Source organism: Allobaculum fili (genome assembly GCF_020969955.1).
In the GTDB taxonomy this organism is placed as follows: Bacteria; Bacillota_I; Bacilli_A; order Erysipelotrichales; family Erysipelotrichaceae; genus Allobaculum; species Allobaculum fili.
In genome coordinates this window covers 1-14284 of sequence record NZ_JAHDSX010000054.1, presented here as the reverse complement: position 1 = coordinate 14284, position 14284 = coordinate 1, and the positions used below count along the sequence as shown (strand labels likewise).

Genomic DNA, 14284 nt, shown 5'->3' with positions numbered 1-14284 from the left:
TGTCGTGACACCCAAAAGCTGCCTCTGGATAAGCTGGTCGACTTTATCTTCTCCATGCAGAGCACGAATCTCCCGATCCAGCTTGCCTCTTATGCAGGCTTCTGTGAAGAAAACCAGTTTGCCAATTCAGCACTGAGCGAAGCTAGAAGCAAGCTCCGTTCCGACTTCTTTAAGGACATCTTTGACCAGGTCATGAGCAGACTGCTCCTTACAGGTGCATTTGAGGATCGCAAGTATCTTTACCCGACGTATGCCATTGATGGCTCCACTCTGCATCTCGAACCCTTTAACAAGAACAGCGACGACTTCCTCCGGACCAAATCTCCAAAACGCAAACGGGCTGGAGCCCATGTGGTCGCTGCTTATGACGTAGATAATAAGCTCTTCACAGATGTAGAAATCCAGAAACTCGCTAAGAAAAACGAACGCATCGGTGCTCTTGAACTGATGCGCCGAATCACAGAAAAAGGGATATTTATCATGGATCGAAGATTTCATGGTTTCAGTTTTGAAAAGGCGATCATGGATTTGGCGCAGCTGTTTCTGATTCGTCTGAAGAAACGAGACTATCAGGCTCTTCTACAGATTGCAGAAGAATACGACATAGATCCGGAAGTAGATATCACAAAGAATCTGATTCTGGTCAAAAAGAATCTGGCCAAGTATAAAGGCGACGCACTCCACTATCCGCTGGCCGGAAAAGATAAATCCTGTCTGGACGCAAATGGCGAGTGCAATTTCACCATTCGACTTGTGAAACTTCATACCGACACCAGACCCGGCGCACCTGAACCATATCCGTACTTCATAACCAGTCTCCCTGAATCTGAGTTTTCGATTGAGGACATCCGCGATTTGTATAAATCCAGATGGTCTGTTGAGACAGGCTTCCTGGAATTGAAATATTCGACAGGTTTACAGGCTATTCATGCCATAAAGATGGATGCGGTTAAGCAGGAGATCTGGGCTCGTCTGACCTTTTGTAATCTCTGCAGCACAGGCGTCACCTATTGCGAGATTCATCAACCCGCTCCCAGGAAACAGCCAAAACGGAAAACGGTCCTCAACCGGAAGTTCGCCTTTGAGCTTCTTAGAAAGTTCTTTAATTACGAGTTCCAGGATGAAGAATATCTGCTCAGGCAGATCTGGAAGCATAAATCACAGGTCAAAGAAGGCAGGTATTTTGATCGGCATACTCAAAGAAAACCGGACTCAAATCAGCACCGAATAATGTAGATAATTTTCTTATACAACTAAGATTGTTTTGGAGATACTGAACAGCAGCTCTTTTTAAGTGCGCCAAATTTTTCAAAAGACAAGATAAACTTATCCAAATAAGATAATGTCACCGTGATATCACCGTGAGGAAGGTACGACTTCCGAGACAGGTTAGGTTCAAATCATTGTTTTATCCGGAAAACCGAATGGCATTGGTTCGAAGACGTTTTGTCTTTCTTTCGATCACCCATTTCGATCAGCTGTTTCAGCAGATCCAGAGAGCGCAGACGGCTGTCGGTCGTGTACTGATACCACTCCATCAGCCAGAGCAGAAACTGATCGTCCTGCGGGCGCAGATCCTGACGATACAGCTTTTCTAACGGATAGCGCGTCAGTCGACGCAGCAGCATGAGATCTGCCTTGGGCCAGGGCTGGTGTTCGCCCAGATGGTCAAGACAGACAAATCCGCCGGTTTCGATGGACACGCCTGCGATCCGGTCCGTTCTCGAACAGACGGTGCATTCATCCACATTCATCAGAACGCCTGCTTCACGAAGAATTTCGATCATCGTCTTGCACGCAGCCAGTCGGGCATCCGCGATTTCGCCTTCCTGCGCCTTTTGCCAGAACGAATGCAGATCGTAATAAATTTCGGGTGTACTGTCGTGCCGAAGAATCAGGGACGTCAGGATCTGGTTGATGCACTGGTATTCGAGCGATGACGAATTTTTCCAGTACGACTCGATCACCTGTCCGTTGATCAGAAACAGAAAATCCCGGGAATACTTCGGATCGTAAGCGATACGGGTAAGCGAAAACGGCAGAAACAGCCGGCGGTTTTTGGACGTTTCCTTTTGTACGCCTTTGGCATAGACTTTAAAAATTCCATTTTCATCCGCCATCGTAATCAGGCCATCGTTGTCCTTGTAGTCCATTGTGGAAAGAACAAGCCCCTGTCTGGACTGAATGCGCGCTTCGCCCGACTCAAAAAACTGATTTTCTTCTTCCATGCGTTTTTCCTCCTTCTGACTCGCGGCCAAGAATGCAGGGCAATGTCGTTTCTTTGTAGCCTGCCGTACTCAGCACGCCTCTTATTATCCGGATTTGCACGTCCCAGGAAAAGCCCAGAAGAAAACAGCTTCTGGCCAGAGTCGTCTGTACCAGAAGCTAGTAAACCGGTCAGTCGTCGGAGAGTTCGTCCAGACCGAATTCCTTAATTTTGTTTTCCTTATTGCGCCAGTTCTTTTCCACGCGCACATACAGCTCGATGTTGACAGGCTTGCCCAGTTTTTCCTTAATGTCCTTCTGGGCGCTCATGCGGATGGAGCGGATCATGTCGCCGCCCTTTCCGATCAGAATGCCTTTTTGCGAGTCGCGGTCGACGATGACGATAAAGGACAGGTAAACCTTGCCGTTGACTTCTTCCATGCTTTCCAGCAGAACCGCAATGGAATGCGGAATTTCGTCGTGCGTTTTCTGCAGGATCTTTTCGCGAACGAGTTCGGTCAGCTGGAAGTTCAGACCGTGGTCGCTCTTCATTTCGCTCGGATAGAGCGGATCGCCTTCCGGCAGGTAATCCTTGAAGACGTGCAGAACTTCATCGATATTTTCGCGTTTCAGAGCCGAGAGCGGGATGATTTCTGCAAAATCGTACAGTCCGGACCAGTAGTTCAGACGTTTAAGCAGATTTTCGCGGGACATCTTATCCACTTTGTTTAAAAGCAGAATAATCGGTTTTCCAAGCGTTTTGAGACGTTCGAGAATAAAATTGTCGCCCGAGCCAAAGGACTGCGTTCCATCGACAATCCAGGCCACGACATCCGCGTCTTCCATAGCGATATACGCGTTTTTATTGAGGACGCGTCCAAGTTCCTGCTGCGGTTTATGAATGCCCGGCGTATCCACAAAGACAAACTGCGCAGCGTCCTGGGAAAGAATGCCGGCGATATTGTTTCGTGTCGTATTCGGCTTATCTGACATGATGGCGATTTTCTCGCCAAGTAAAGCGTTTAAAAGCGTCGATTTACCCGCATTGGGCCGGCCGACGATAGCCACAAATCCAGATTTAAAAGATGCCATACAAAACTCTCCATTCTAAAGCAGACCGGAACTGATCCGGATCCAGCCAGAAGTTTTTTCTTTACGAAAACCAGGCCAGAAAAGGCGGCAGAAAAATAAACATGGCCGCGCAAAGCGCAAAGACTGAAGCCATCAGAACCGCAGCAGCGGCCATATCCTTGATCAGACCGGCGCGCGGATCCCGTTTTTCCGATATGTAATCCACGGTTTTTTCGATACAGGAATTAAAAATTTCCGCCATGATGACCAGGCAGACGGCCAGGATAATCCACAGCCAGTCGCTTCTGGAAATTTTCAGAATCAGCCCGGCCGCAATCGCCAGAGCGGCGAGAACAAACTGAAAGCGGACGCTGCGATCGCGAAGCATTCCATAGCGAACGCCGGAAAAGGCGTAGCGAAATCTATTGATCAGCCACTTCATGAAGGATGTCTTTCTGTAAGGAAAACATGACTTTTTCATCTTCCGGTGTCATATGATCATAGCCGCAAAGATGCAGAAGGCCGTGGCAGAACAGGAAGCAGGACTCACGGCGTACGGAATGACCGTATTCTCTGGCCTGATCTTCCACTGCCTGGGTATTGATAAAAATATCGCCCAGCTCTTTTTCTTCTTCTTCAATGAAAATATTGGAAGAGTCATCTTTCATCGCAAACGAAATGACATCCGTTGGCCGGTCAATGTTCCGGTAGTCGCGGTTGATTTCATGAATCTGCTCGGGATCGACAAAAATTACGGAGCAGACCAGATCGTCGTCAAGATTCATAAGCCGTCCGGCTTTTTCCATGATCGTCTGGTAATCCTTTACGTAATCGTGATCCGGCAGATGGTCCGTCATTTGATTAAAAACAATTTCCATGGCTTCATTCTACCCCACATTCGTTTGTATGCCGTTTTGAGAAACCGAACGATCCCTCTCCTGGATTTCAAAACCGGGAGGTTCGGTTTTTCGTTTTTCGGTTTGATTATTTGTTCAGCCTGTTTCGTTTTGACGAAACGCCCTGAACAGTCGAAAAGCAGGCTTGAAGCCTGCTTTGGATTTTTTGAAATACTATTTGAGCTCGCTTGGCAGAGTGGATTCTCTGGCAATCGGAGAGGCTTTGATCTCGATGATCTTTTCGAGATTCTGGCCGTCCTGGCCGACGAGCATTTTTGTCAGAACACGCATCGCGATCGCACCCATGTCGTATTCTGGCACATTGTAGGCGCTCAGCGTCGGACGCATCATCGGCAGATACTTGGAATCGAGTACCGTAACAATCTGCAGATCTTCCGGAACGGAATAGCCGTTTTCCTTGGCTGCGTTCAGCATGGCGATCGCCTGCGAATCGCGGAAGGCGATGTTCAGCGTATGCGGCTTGTGCGTCTTGAGATAGTCCGAGAAATACTCGTAGCTTGTCTTGTACGTATCGTTATAGGACAGATAGTTTTCAAACGTCATGCCGGCGTCTTCAAAGGCGCGGGAAATGCCCTGCTTCATCTGGGTCATCATGGACAGGTTGAGCTTGTCTTCCATCAGGGCGATGTCAGTAACGCCTTTTTCAAAGCAGTCCTTGACCAGATCGTAGGCGAGCTGTTCGAAGTCAACGAATACGTTGCCGACGTGTTCGTGTTCGGAATCTTCAAACTTGCTGCCGACAACGACCATCGGCACTTTGTATTCGTTGAGTACGTCCATTTCTTCCTGCGTGAAATTGTCATTAAACAGAATGACGCCGTCAACGCGGGACTTGATAATGGATTCGATGACATCCTGCATTTTGGAAATGCCCTTGGATGTCGTGTGGAACATGATGTTGTAGTTGTAAATGTGCGCTACGTCCATCAGTCCGTTGAGAATGCGGGCGTTGTAGGCGAGCAGCTTTTCCGACATGACAATCGAAACCGTCGTCGTCTTGGACAGAGCGAGGCCCTGCGCTACTGCATTGGGCTTATAGCCGAGCTTTTCAATGACTTCCTGTACGCGCTGACGGGTATCTTCGCGGACTACGCGGGAGTCGTTAATAACACGGGACACGGTCGCAAGGGATACGTCCGCTTCCTTGGCGACATCGTAAATTGTAATTCGTTTCATTGCTTATTCCCCATCTGTATCTTCTGGCAGATCCGGCAGATCGTGTTTGTCTTCTTTACCCTCTTTGGCTTCCGGCTGAGTGAAGAACGACTTGATGCCGCTAAACAGTGCGTTTGTGAACTGGTTGAATCCTTCTTCGGAACGGTCAACCGCGCTGCGAAGCGTTTCGCTGTGGCGCAGATCGTCGACTTTGTCATTGACTTTATCTGAGATCTTGCGCAGTTCCGGGATTTCCATCAGCTTGTCGTAGCCGAATTTCAGACCGTCGCCGATCAGGCCGGCAGTTCCGAGTACGAAGTTCTTTCCGGACTCCATTGTCTTTTTGAAGTCCTCACTCTGGGAAACGGCGATCGCCGATTTGCGCGCGTTTTCGAGTACTTCCGCGATTTTCTCGGATACGACCTTGAATTCCGCTTTCAGGCGTTCCGGCTGCGTATTGTCTTTCATCCATTTGGAAAAATCATCAAAGATTTCTCTGGCTTCTTCTTCCGCATCGTCCACGACTTTGGCATTTTCCGGATTGTCTTTTTCGCGCATGGCATCCAGTGCTTTCTGCGTGGCTTTTTCCATTTCGTCAATGGCTGCAGTACGCGCTGCATCTTCCTTGGCTTCTGTATCTTCTGCCGGTGCTTCTTCTTTCGGTGCTTCGAGAAGTTCTTCTTCTGGCACATCTGGCAGTTCGGGGGTATCGGCTGGTTCTTTTTCAGCCGTTTCAGTCGCTTTTACTTCTTCTGTATCGACTGTTTTCTTTTCGTCTTCCATTACATATCCTCCATGGCTTTCCTGGTTCGAAACAATTCTGGACTGACTGGACGTCTGTTGACTGGCGTCCTGTGCTGGCCGTTCAGTCCTTCTATTCAGGCCGGGTCTGGCTTTCTTCCGTGACGATGGCGCTGACTTCCTTTTTCACGATGCCGACCGGCTGGAAATCGGCTGCAGGAGCAGACTGACTTTCCGGCTGCACATCCGGCTCGGTTTCTGGACGGGTCGATTTGCGCTTAACGCCTTCGGATTTCTGGTTCATTTTGGATCCGAGCCGCGTTGTACCTTCTGAGAAAACTTTGATGGCTCCCATGGCGGCCTTCTTGGCTGAATCCGAAACCTGATCGACCGTATTGGATACCTGTCCGATCGTGTTCAGAGGAGACTCAAGTTTTACCAGATCCCGATTGACGGCTTCCAGAGTTTTGGAAAAGGTCTTCATGGTGTCGATTACGGATTTAAAGAGCATCGCGAGATAAACCAGAGCGATGACACCCGCAATCGCCAGGGCAATTCTGGCCAGATACATCAGAACATCAAGATTTACTGTCATACAATTCCTTTCTCTGTCTGATCCGTTTTGAGATGTTTCAATTCGCTCAAATTATAGCACTGATGACGTTATTCATTCTTACGGATGAAAACTTTTCATTGAACTTTGAAAAGATTCAGTGTTCTGTTCGATGACGTAAAGAAATTCTTTGACGATTGGCTCCAGATTCAGTCGTTTTCCAGAATGGAAAATAAAGAAATACTAAACGCATTAATCTAAAACGGATATGTTATTAATCAAATATACCATCGATCAATTCAGAAGGCGCCTTCTTGTGACCTGCTCACTGAGCGCCTCAAAAAAAATCCGTCCATTCCCTGCGGAATGCGACGGATTTTCGCATGTAAATCCAGTTTGAGGCGGACTTTATTCGGCTTCGAGAAGGCGCTTTTTGAGCAGATTCTTCAGAAGATAAATGTTTTTCGAAGACATGAAGATATAAACCGCGGGGCCCAGATTCTGCAGCTGCTTTGCGCTTACTTCATCGATCTCCAGCAGACGGCCATTTTCAAGACGATCGAGAAGATCCTGAATGGTCACTTTGATCGAATCGTTTTCCGGATGAATATTGGAATCAAAGTCGAGTACGGCGCTCGCATCCGCTTCGTTAAGCGAATCGGCAAAGCCGTCCAGGAAATACTCCAGACGGGAATAGCGATCCGGTTTGTACAGCGCGACGATCTTCTTATCCGGATAGCGATGACGCATGCCGCGGATCATTTCGCGAATAGCGGTCGGATGGTGCGCGTAATCGTCTACAAGAACGTTTTCGCCGATTTCTTCAATCACAGAACGGCGGGCGATGCCCTTAAAGGAATCGATCTGTGCCGCAATCTGATCGGCCGGCATGCCAAGCTGATGCGCCAGCGCGAATGCGCCCAGGGAATCCCATACGAAAGGCAATCCGCTTTCGTGCAGGATGAGATCGACGATTTTCTCACCTTTGTACAGAACGCTTAGCGTAGAGCCGTGTTCATCCTGCACCAGATTGACGCCCTGATAGTCATTGCCGTCGTTCAGACCGTATTTGACATACGGAATGGGATAGTTCAGTCCGGGCAGCCAGGGGTCGTCGCCGAAGATGACGGCTTCTTTTTTCGTCTGGCGAATGAAGCTCTGGAAGGCGGAAATGTAGTCGTCAAGATCTTTGTAGTAGTCGACGTGGTCGAGCTCAATATTGGTGATCAGCGCGTAGTCGGGATGATACGCCAGGAAATGCCGCTTGAATTCGCACGACTCGAGAACGAAATGCTTCGCATCGGCAGGCATATGGCCGTTTCCGTCGCCGATCAGATAGCCGGTCGGTTCCCACGCAGAAAGAATGTGCGCGAGCAGACCAGTCGTGGTGGATTTGCCATGACAGCCGGCTACGCAGATGGAATTGTAGGATTCCAGAAGATGGCCTAAAAACTCGTTGTAGCGATACACTTTCACATCGTCCATGGCTCTGGCCTGAACGAGTTCGGGATGATCGTCTTCAAACGCGAGACCGGCGATCACGGTATCGCCCGGCTGGATATTGGCGGGATCGAAGGAATAAATTTCGATGCCGCGCTCTTTCAGTCCGTCTTCGGTAAAAATGTATTTTTCGATATCGGAGCCGCGCACCTCATTGCCTTGATCGGCAAGGATTTCGGCCAGAGCGGCCATGCCGGTTCCTTTGATGCCGGTAAAGAAATAATTCATTCCTTATCGCCGTCCTTTGAAGACGTTCTTGCCGGACGCGAAAGATAGGCGGCAAGATCCATAGGTTTGGAATGGGTATTCGAAGCGGCTGCGGCATTGCTGAGAAGCTCATCCGTCAGACGCGTGCGGTTTGTGTTTGTGCGCGCCGCTGCGGAAGCCTGCGCTGCCTCATGCGCCGGTGCGGCTTTTTCGGCTTCCTTAGCGGGCGCTTCGGCTGCGGCTTTGGGAGCAGCGGAACGGCGTTCGCCAAGCGGGGCGCGCTTTTTTGGTTTTGGAGTTGTGCCGTACATTGGCGAGATGATCTGAATCATGTCGGAGTGATCCTGCGGTTCCGGCAGATTGATCGCATCGTGTACGGCGTCCACATCTTTCTGATCTTCGGGAAGGTTTCCGAAAATTGGAGAAAGAACGGCAGAGTAGTCAATAAAGGCGGTTTTATCCTTGCGGGAAGCACCTTTGCGCGCCTGGGCCGGTGCTTTTTTTGCTTCCGTTTTTTTCGCATGGCTTCTGGCAGTCTGGCTGCTGCTGTTTGTCGAAGGACTCAGCGTCTCTTCAACGCCCGCAAAGAGCGAAGATTCCGGCTTGCGGGAGGTGCTTGCCAGGAAATCGTTAGCCTGACGGTCCACTTCCGCCGGAGTGACCGGTTCGAGCACGGCTGGCGCCGGCGTTTCGTGAACCGCAGGAGAAACAGGCTCTGCAGCTGCAGGCTGTTCTTCAACAGGTTCTTCGGTGGTTTCTTCGACGACATCTTCGTCATCGTCTTCGATGGAATCGACGGTTTCAAACAGGAACGATTTCATCATGTCTTTAATTCCCATAGTTAAGCCTCCTTGCACGTATTGAGGAACGCCTGAATCTGTTCCGGGGTTTTTCTGTCCTTGGATACGAAACGTCCGATTTCCCTGCTGTCTTTAAAGACAGTAAAGGACGGAATGCCGAGAATTTCCTGCTCAATGGCAAGATCCAGCAGTTCGTCGCGATCCAGCATATAAAAATCGAATTCCGGATTGTCGGCGACAATCTTATCGATAAAGGTTTTCAGGTATACACAGTCCGGGCACCATGCGGCGGACCACGCCAGAACAGCAGGCTTGTTCTGCTGCATGGCGTTCTTCACTTCAGTCGGGGTATGAAGCTGTTTCATTTTTTAGCCTTTCTGCCAGATGGCCCGATAAATCGGGTTTCCGGCCTGTACAAATTTTTCTTCGTATTCAGTCAGCGGATCTTCCGGATGGTCTTCTCTTCGAAAATCGACGCTGACTTCTTCCAGCATGAATCCGGCATGCGCAAACACAGGCAGGGAGTATTCGAAAAGCGCCTGGTTATCGGTTTTCATAATAACCTGACCGTTATCGGCCAGAACCGTTTTGTACTGTTCGAGAAAACCGGGCGCGCTCAGACGGCGCTTGGCGTTTCGTTTTTTGGGCCAGGGATCGGAAAAGTTCAGATGAATGATATCGAGCTCGCCCGGCGCAAACCACTGCGACAGATCCGCGCCGTCGCCATATACGAGCGACAGATTGGACACGCCGGCTTCATCGAATTTTTTCGCGGCCAGACCGGCAGCGCTTTCGTTGCGCTCGACAGCCACAAACGTATCCTGCGGATACAGCGCGGCCATTACGGCCGAGTAGCCGCCTTTGCCGCAGCCGATTTCGAGATGGAGCTTTCCGTTTTTCGAAGAATTCCAGTTTCCTTTGTTCTGCTCAGGCGCATGAACACGCGAGGGCGATGTAGTCAGATAGTCAGCAGCCCAGGGAATGCGGCGCATCCGCATCAGGAAGCCAGCCTTTCAATCGCATCCGCGTAAATGGCGATCGCTTCTTCGAGTGCGTCTTCGGATACGCCTTCATCGGCGGAATGAATCGAGCCGACGTGCAGATCGGCCGGTGCTTTTTCCCACGGCTTTTCAGGGCCAAAGGCTACGAAGTTGTCAAAGTGCTTGGCATACGTGCCGCCGCCGATCGTAATGGCCGGGGAGAACGTATCGCCCGTGTAGTCGGCATACGACTGCATCAGATCTTTTACGAGTCTGGAATTCGGGTCTACAAAAAGCGGCTTGCCTGCGGAAACCATTTTCGCATGCATGTCGACCGGACTTTCCTTGGCCGCTTCTTCAAAGCCGGCAAGAACCTTTTCGGGAGTGGTATCGTTTGGATAGCGGATATCGATCAGAACGGAAGCGTGACCGTCCTTGATTTCGATCTGGCCCGGGTTCATCGTCAGAAAGCCCATGTAAAGGCCGTCGATATCGATGTGTTCCGGAGTGCCTTTCCAGTCCTTGAGCAGGGCATACATCGCATTGGAGAGCGCGTCGTTATACGCCTGGCCAACGTAGTTGAACAGATGTACTCCGGCATTGTTGCCAAGGTAAGGCGTAGAGCCGTGTGCCGGCTTGCCGATCATGGAAATATGCACGCCATCGTCTTCAATGGAATAGGAACCCTTCAGATCGTTGGTACGCAGATAGAAATCGAAAAGCGCGGGATCAAATTCCTTCGTGTTCAAAACGGCAGACGCGTTCTGAATGACGATATTCGGACGCTCGCCGGCTGTCATGGAAGAAATAATCGTGGGCGCATCGCTTTCGAGAAGCATATGGATGTTTCCCTTTTCGCCGTAAATGACCGGGAAATCCGCATCGGGGGTAAATCCCATCGCCGGAATCGGACCGCCGTTTTTCAGGTAGTAGTCGATGCCTTCCATGCCGCTTTCCTCATCGGTTCCGGCAATCAGATACACGGTCTTATTCAGCTTTACATTCTGATCGTGCAAAATTTTCATGGCATAGTACGCCGCCAGCAGCGGGCCTTTGTCATCGAGAACGCCGCGGCCAAACAGCCAGCCTTTTTCCTGCGTCAGATCATAAGCCGGACGCGTCCAGCCGTCGCCGGCTGGTACAACATCAAGATGACCGAGAATGCCGACGCTTTCTGCGTCTGGTCCGGCATCGTGAATGGTAATCGTTCCGGCATAGCCGTCAAAGTTTTTGGTGGCAAAACCGTCCCGTTTTCCCATGGCCAGCATCGTTTCCAGGGCATCCTGAACGGCTGGACCAAAAGGCGCATTCGTATTCGCATGTTCCTTATCCCGGACGGAAGGGATGGAAACAAGGGTTTTGAGATCTTTTTTAAAGGAATCAAAATACTGATTCGCAAGAGTACGATAATTCATTTTGTTTTTTTCACTCTTTCTGTCCTGTCTATTCTAGCACAGCGGCCCGTCTCTCTTCGGCTTTCGAATATGTACAAAACAAAAAGACCAGAAGGGTGAGCTTCTGATCTTTGCGTACTTTATTCCGCCGGGGTTTCGCTGGTTTCAGCGGCCGCTGCGGGACGGTCTTTATGATCGCCGTGATGGTCGCCATGACGATGATCCGGACGTCTTCCGTTTCCGCCTGGTCTGCGGCCGCGGTCATTTCTTGGACCTCTGCGTTCCGGTTCTTTATAACCTTCCGGCTTAGGAAGCAGCGCTTTGGCCGAGACTTTGACTTTTCCGTCTTCAATTTCGGTGACTTTGACATCGATCACATCGCCGATCTTGAGAACGTCTTCCACATTTTCTACGCGGTTCCAGCTGATGTTGGATACGTGGAGCAGGCCGTCGGTTTTTCCGAACAGGTTGACGAAGGCGCCATAGCTTTCCACGCGGACAACCTTGCCCTCGTACACGTCGCCGATTTTGGCTTCGCGGCAGATTTCGTTAATCGCCGCAACCGCCTTGTCGATGGCTGCCTGATCCTTGTGATAAATCACTACGGATCCGTCGTCTTCAATGTCGATCTTGACACCGTCGCAGTCGGCAATGATCTGGTTAATCATCTTGCCGCCCGGTCCGATGACATCCTTGATCTTGTCTACGGAAATCTTCATCTGGGCAATCTTCGGTGCATACGGCGAGAGCTGCTTGCGCGGTTCCGGAATGGTCGCGAGCATGTTGGCCAGAATTTCCTTGCGGGCTTTGTTGGCCTGTGCGAGGGCTTCCTGGAAAATCTCACGGGTAATGCCTTTGACCTTGATGTCCATCTGCAGAGCGGTAATTCCGTTTTCAGTTCCGGCTACCTTGAAGTCCATATCGCCGAAGTGGTCTTCCATACCCTGAATGTCGGTCAGAACGGTGTATTTGCCGCTCTCGTCATCCATGATCAGACCCATCGCAATACCGGCTACCGGCGCCTTGATCGGAACACCTGCCGCCATCAGCGACATCGTGCCGGCGCAGATGGAGGCCTGCGAAGACGAACCGTTGGATTCGGTAACGTCCGCTACCGTACGGATCGTGTACGGGAATTCTTCTACCGAAGGAAGAACTTTGGACAGTGCGCGTTCGCCTAAGGCACCATGACCGATTTCACGGCGTCCTGGAGAACCCATGCGTCCGGTTTCGCCTACGGAGTAAGGCGGGAAGTTGTAGTGATGCATAAAGCGCTTGTTATCGACTTCGGTTACGTCGTCGATAATCTGGTTTTCATTGAGCGCGCCGAGCGTCGTCGAGGAAATAACCTGCGTTTCTCCGCGGGTGAACATGGCGGAACCATGAACGCGCGGCATCAGGTCAACCTGCGAGTTCAGCGGACGGATTTCGTCGATGGCGCGGCCGTCCGGACGAACCTTGTCTTCAATGATCAGGCGGCGGACTTCATCCGCTTCAATGTTGCGGCAGATCTGTCCAACCTGCTTAAGCGTACTGGCTTTCGCTTTTTCGCTTTCGTATTCTTTTGCTTCGTATTCCGCTACCGCCTTGTCGATCAGCGAATCGATTGCAGCGTAGCGCTCGAGTTTTTTCTGAATGGATACCGCTTTGCGAATATCGCTTTCGTACGCGTCGCGTACAGCGGCTTCGAGCTGCTCGTCAAAGGCAAAAAGCTGAATTTCGCGTTTTGGCTTGCCGCATGCAGCAATAATGGTTTCTTCAAAAGCACAGAGTTCCTTGATCTTTTCGTGACCGAACATCAGCGCTTCGAGCATGACTTCTTCACTGACTTCGTTGGCGCCGGCTTCAACCATGTTGAGTGCCTGAGCCGTACCGGCAACGGTCAGATCAATTTCCGAACGTTCTGCCTGTTCCGTATCCGGGTTCACAATGAATTCCCCGTCGATCAGACCGACTTTTACGCCGGCGATCGGTCCGCCAAACGGAATATCCGAAAGGCAGAGGGCCAGAGATGCACCCAGCATCGCAGCCATTTCGCTCGATGCGTCCGGATCTACGGAAAAGACCGTGTTCACCACCTGAACTTCGTTGCGGAAGCCTTCCGCAAACAGCGGTCGGATCGGCCGGTCGATCATTCGGGCAGTCAGTGTCGCATGTTCAGTCGGACGTCCCTCGCGGCGCAGAAAGCCGCCTGGGATTTTGCCGGCCGCATACAGTTTTTCTTCATAGCTGACCGTTAAGGGAAAGAAATCCAGTCCTTCTTTGGCCTGGGCCGAAGCCACTGCGGTCGAAAGAATAACCGTGTCTTCATAGCGGACGAGTACTGAGCCGCTAGCCTGTTTGGCGATTTCACCGGTTTCTACCGTGATGTTCTTTCCGCAAAAGTCAAGATGAAATACCTGTTTAGCCATCTTGTCTATTTACCTCACTTTTAGTTTATCAAGCGCTATCATAACACAACGAAAATCCTCGTTCTATCCCCCTTGGAAAGGAGTCGGCAATATGGGCTTTGAACATTCGATTTTTTGACACCGGAACCCGGATGCTCGGTGTCAGACCATCTTGGCGCTGCAGATATCACCTCTGCCCGACGATGTTCTCTTCTCCGTTCCTTTTTCAGGTTCATTCGCCCTGTTCGTAAGTGTCAAACAATCGACGGGTATACGCGAGACTGAATATTAGATACGCTAAACGGGATCCCTTTCGAGATCCCGCTTGGCGTATTTTTTATTCTTCATCGTTTTCTTCATACTTCGGATCC

At 50.5% G+C, this 14284-nt stretch carries 14 protein-coding genes; 1 reads left to right on the top strand and 13 read right to left on the bottom strand.

Going from position 1 to position 14284, the window contains the following annotated elements:
- Nucleotides 1-1236: IS4 family transposase (locus Afil_RS09510; RefSeq protein ID WP_230268323.1), on the top strand; the 1236-nt coding region annotated here is incomplete at its 5' end.
- A 164-nt stretch (nt 1237-1400) separates the two neighbouring features.
- Here the strand turns inward: Afil_RS09510 and recO are convergent.
- The 13 genes from recO to pnp form a co-directional block, all read right to left on the bottom strand.
- The gene (gene recO, locus Afil_RS09505) at nt 1401-2228 is read right to left on the bottom strand and encodes a DNA repair protein RecO (protein ID WP_230268322.1); all 828 of its coding nucleotides are present in this window, start codon (nt 2226-2228) and stop codon (nt 1401-1403) included.
- A gap of 169 nt (nt 2229-2397) precedes the next feature.
- Nucleotides 2398-3297 (bottom strand): GTPase Era, encoded by a 900-nt coding sequence (era, locus tag Afil_RS09500; RefSeq protein ID WP_230268321.1) that lies wholly within the window; start codon nt 3295-3297, stop codon nt 2398-2400.
- A gap of 61 nt (nt 3298-3358) precedes the next feature.
- Nucleotides 3359-3718 carry a diacylglycerol kinase family protein gene (locus Afil_RS09495; protein ID WP_230268320.1) on the bottom strand — a complete coding sequence of 120 codons (360 nt, stop codon included), beginning with the start codon at nt 3716-3718 and terminating at the stop codon, nt 3359-3361.
- Entirely contained in the window at nt 3699-4154 is a 456-nt protein-coding gene (gene ybeY / locus Afil_RS09490; RefSeq protein WP_230268319.1) for an rRNA maturation RNase YbeY, read from the bottom strand. Before ybeY ends, Afil_RS09495 begins: the two co-directional genes overlap by 20 nt.
- A gap of 192 nt (nt 4155-4346) precedes the next feature.
- Nucleotides 4347-5369, bottom strand: coding sequence for a LacI family DNA-binding transcriptional regulator (locus tag Afil_RS09485; RefSeq protein WP_230268318.1), 1023 nt, complete (start codon nt 5367-5369; stop codon nt 4347-4349).
- 3 nt (nt 5370-5372) lie between these two features.
- Complete coding sequence (locus Afil_RS09480; protein WP_230268317.1) at nt 5373-6131, bottom strand: hypothetical protein; 759 nt, start codon at nt 6129-6131, stop codon at nt 5373-5375.
- Between the two features lie 91 nt (nt 6132-6222).
- On the bottom strand, nt 6223-6684 hold the full coding sequence (locus Afil_RS09475; RefSeq protein ID WP_230268316.1) for a hypothetical protein: 462 nt from the start codon (nt 6682-6684) through the stop codon (nt 6223-6225).
- Nucleotides 6685-7050: 366 nt separating this feature from the next.
- Nucleotides 7051-8370 carry a UDP-N-acetylmuramate--L-alanine ligase gene (locus Afil_RS09470; RefSeq protein WP_230268315.1) on the bottom strand — a complete coding sequence of 440 codons (1320 nt, stop codon included), beginning with the start codon at nt 8368-8370 and terminating at the stop codon, nt 7051-7053.
- Nucleotides 8367-9188, bottom strand: coding sequence for a hypothetical protein (locus Afil_RS09465; protein WP_230268314.1), 822 nt, complete (start codon nt 9186-9188; stop codon nt 8367-8369). Before Afil_RS09465 ends, Afil_RS09470 begins: the two co-directional genes overlap by 4 nt.
- A 2-nt stretch (nt 9189-9190) precedes the next feature.
- The gene (locus tag Afil_RS09460; RefSeq protein ID WP_230268313.1) at nt 9191-9514 is read right to left on the bottom strand and encodes a thioredoxin family protein; all 324 of its coding nucleotides are present in this window, start codon (nt 9512-9514) and stop codon (nt 9191-9193) included.
- 3 nt (nt 9515-9517) lie between these two features.
- Nucleotides 9518-10141 (bottom strand): tRNA (guanosine(46)-N7)-methyltransferase TrmB, encoded by a 624-nt coding sequence (gene trmB, locus Afil_RS09455; protein WP_230268312.1) that lies wholly within the window; start codon nt 10139-10141, stop codon nt 9518-9520.
- A 5-nt stretch (nt 10142-10146) separates the two neighbouring features.
- Nucleotides 10147-11544, bottom strand: coding sequence for a Sapep family Mn(2+)-dependent dipeptidase (locus tag Afil_RS09450; protein ID WP_230268311.1), 1398 nt, complete (start codon nt 11542-11544; stop codon nt 10147-10149).
- A 119-nt stretch (nt 11545-11663) separates the two neighbouring features.
- Nucleotides 11664-13934, bottom strand: a complete 2271-nt coding sequence (gene pnp / locus Afil_RS09445) for a polyribonucleotide nucleotidyltransferase (protein WP_230268310.1) — start codon at nt 13932-13934, stop codon at nt 11664-11666.
- Nucleotides 13935-14284: the final 350 nt, after the last annotated feature.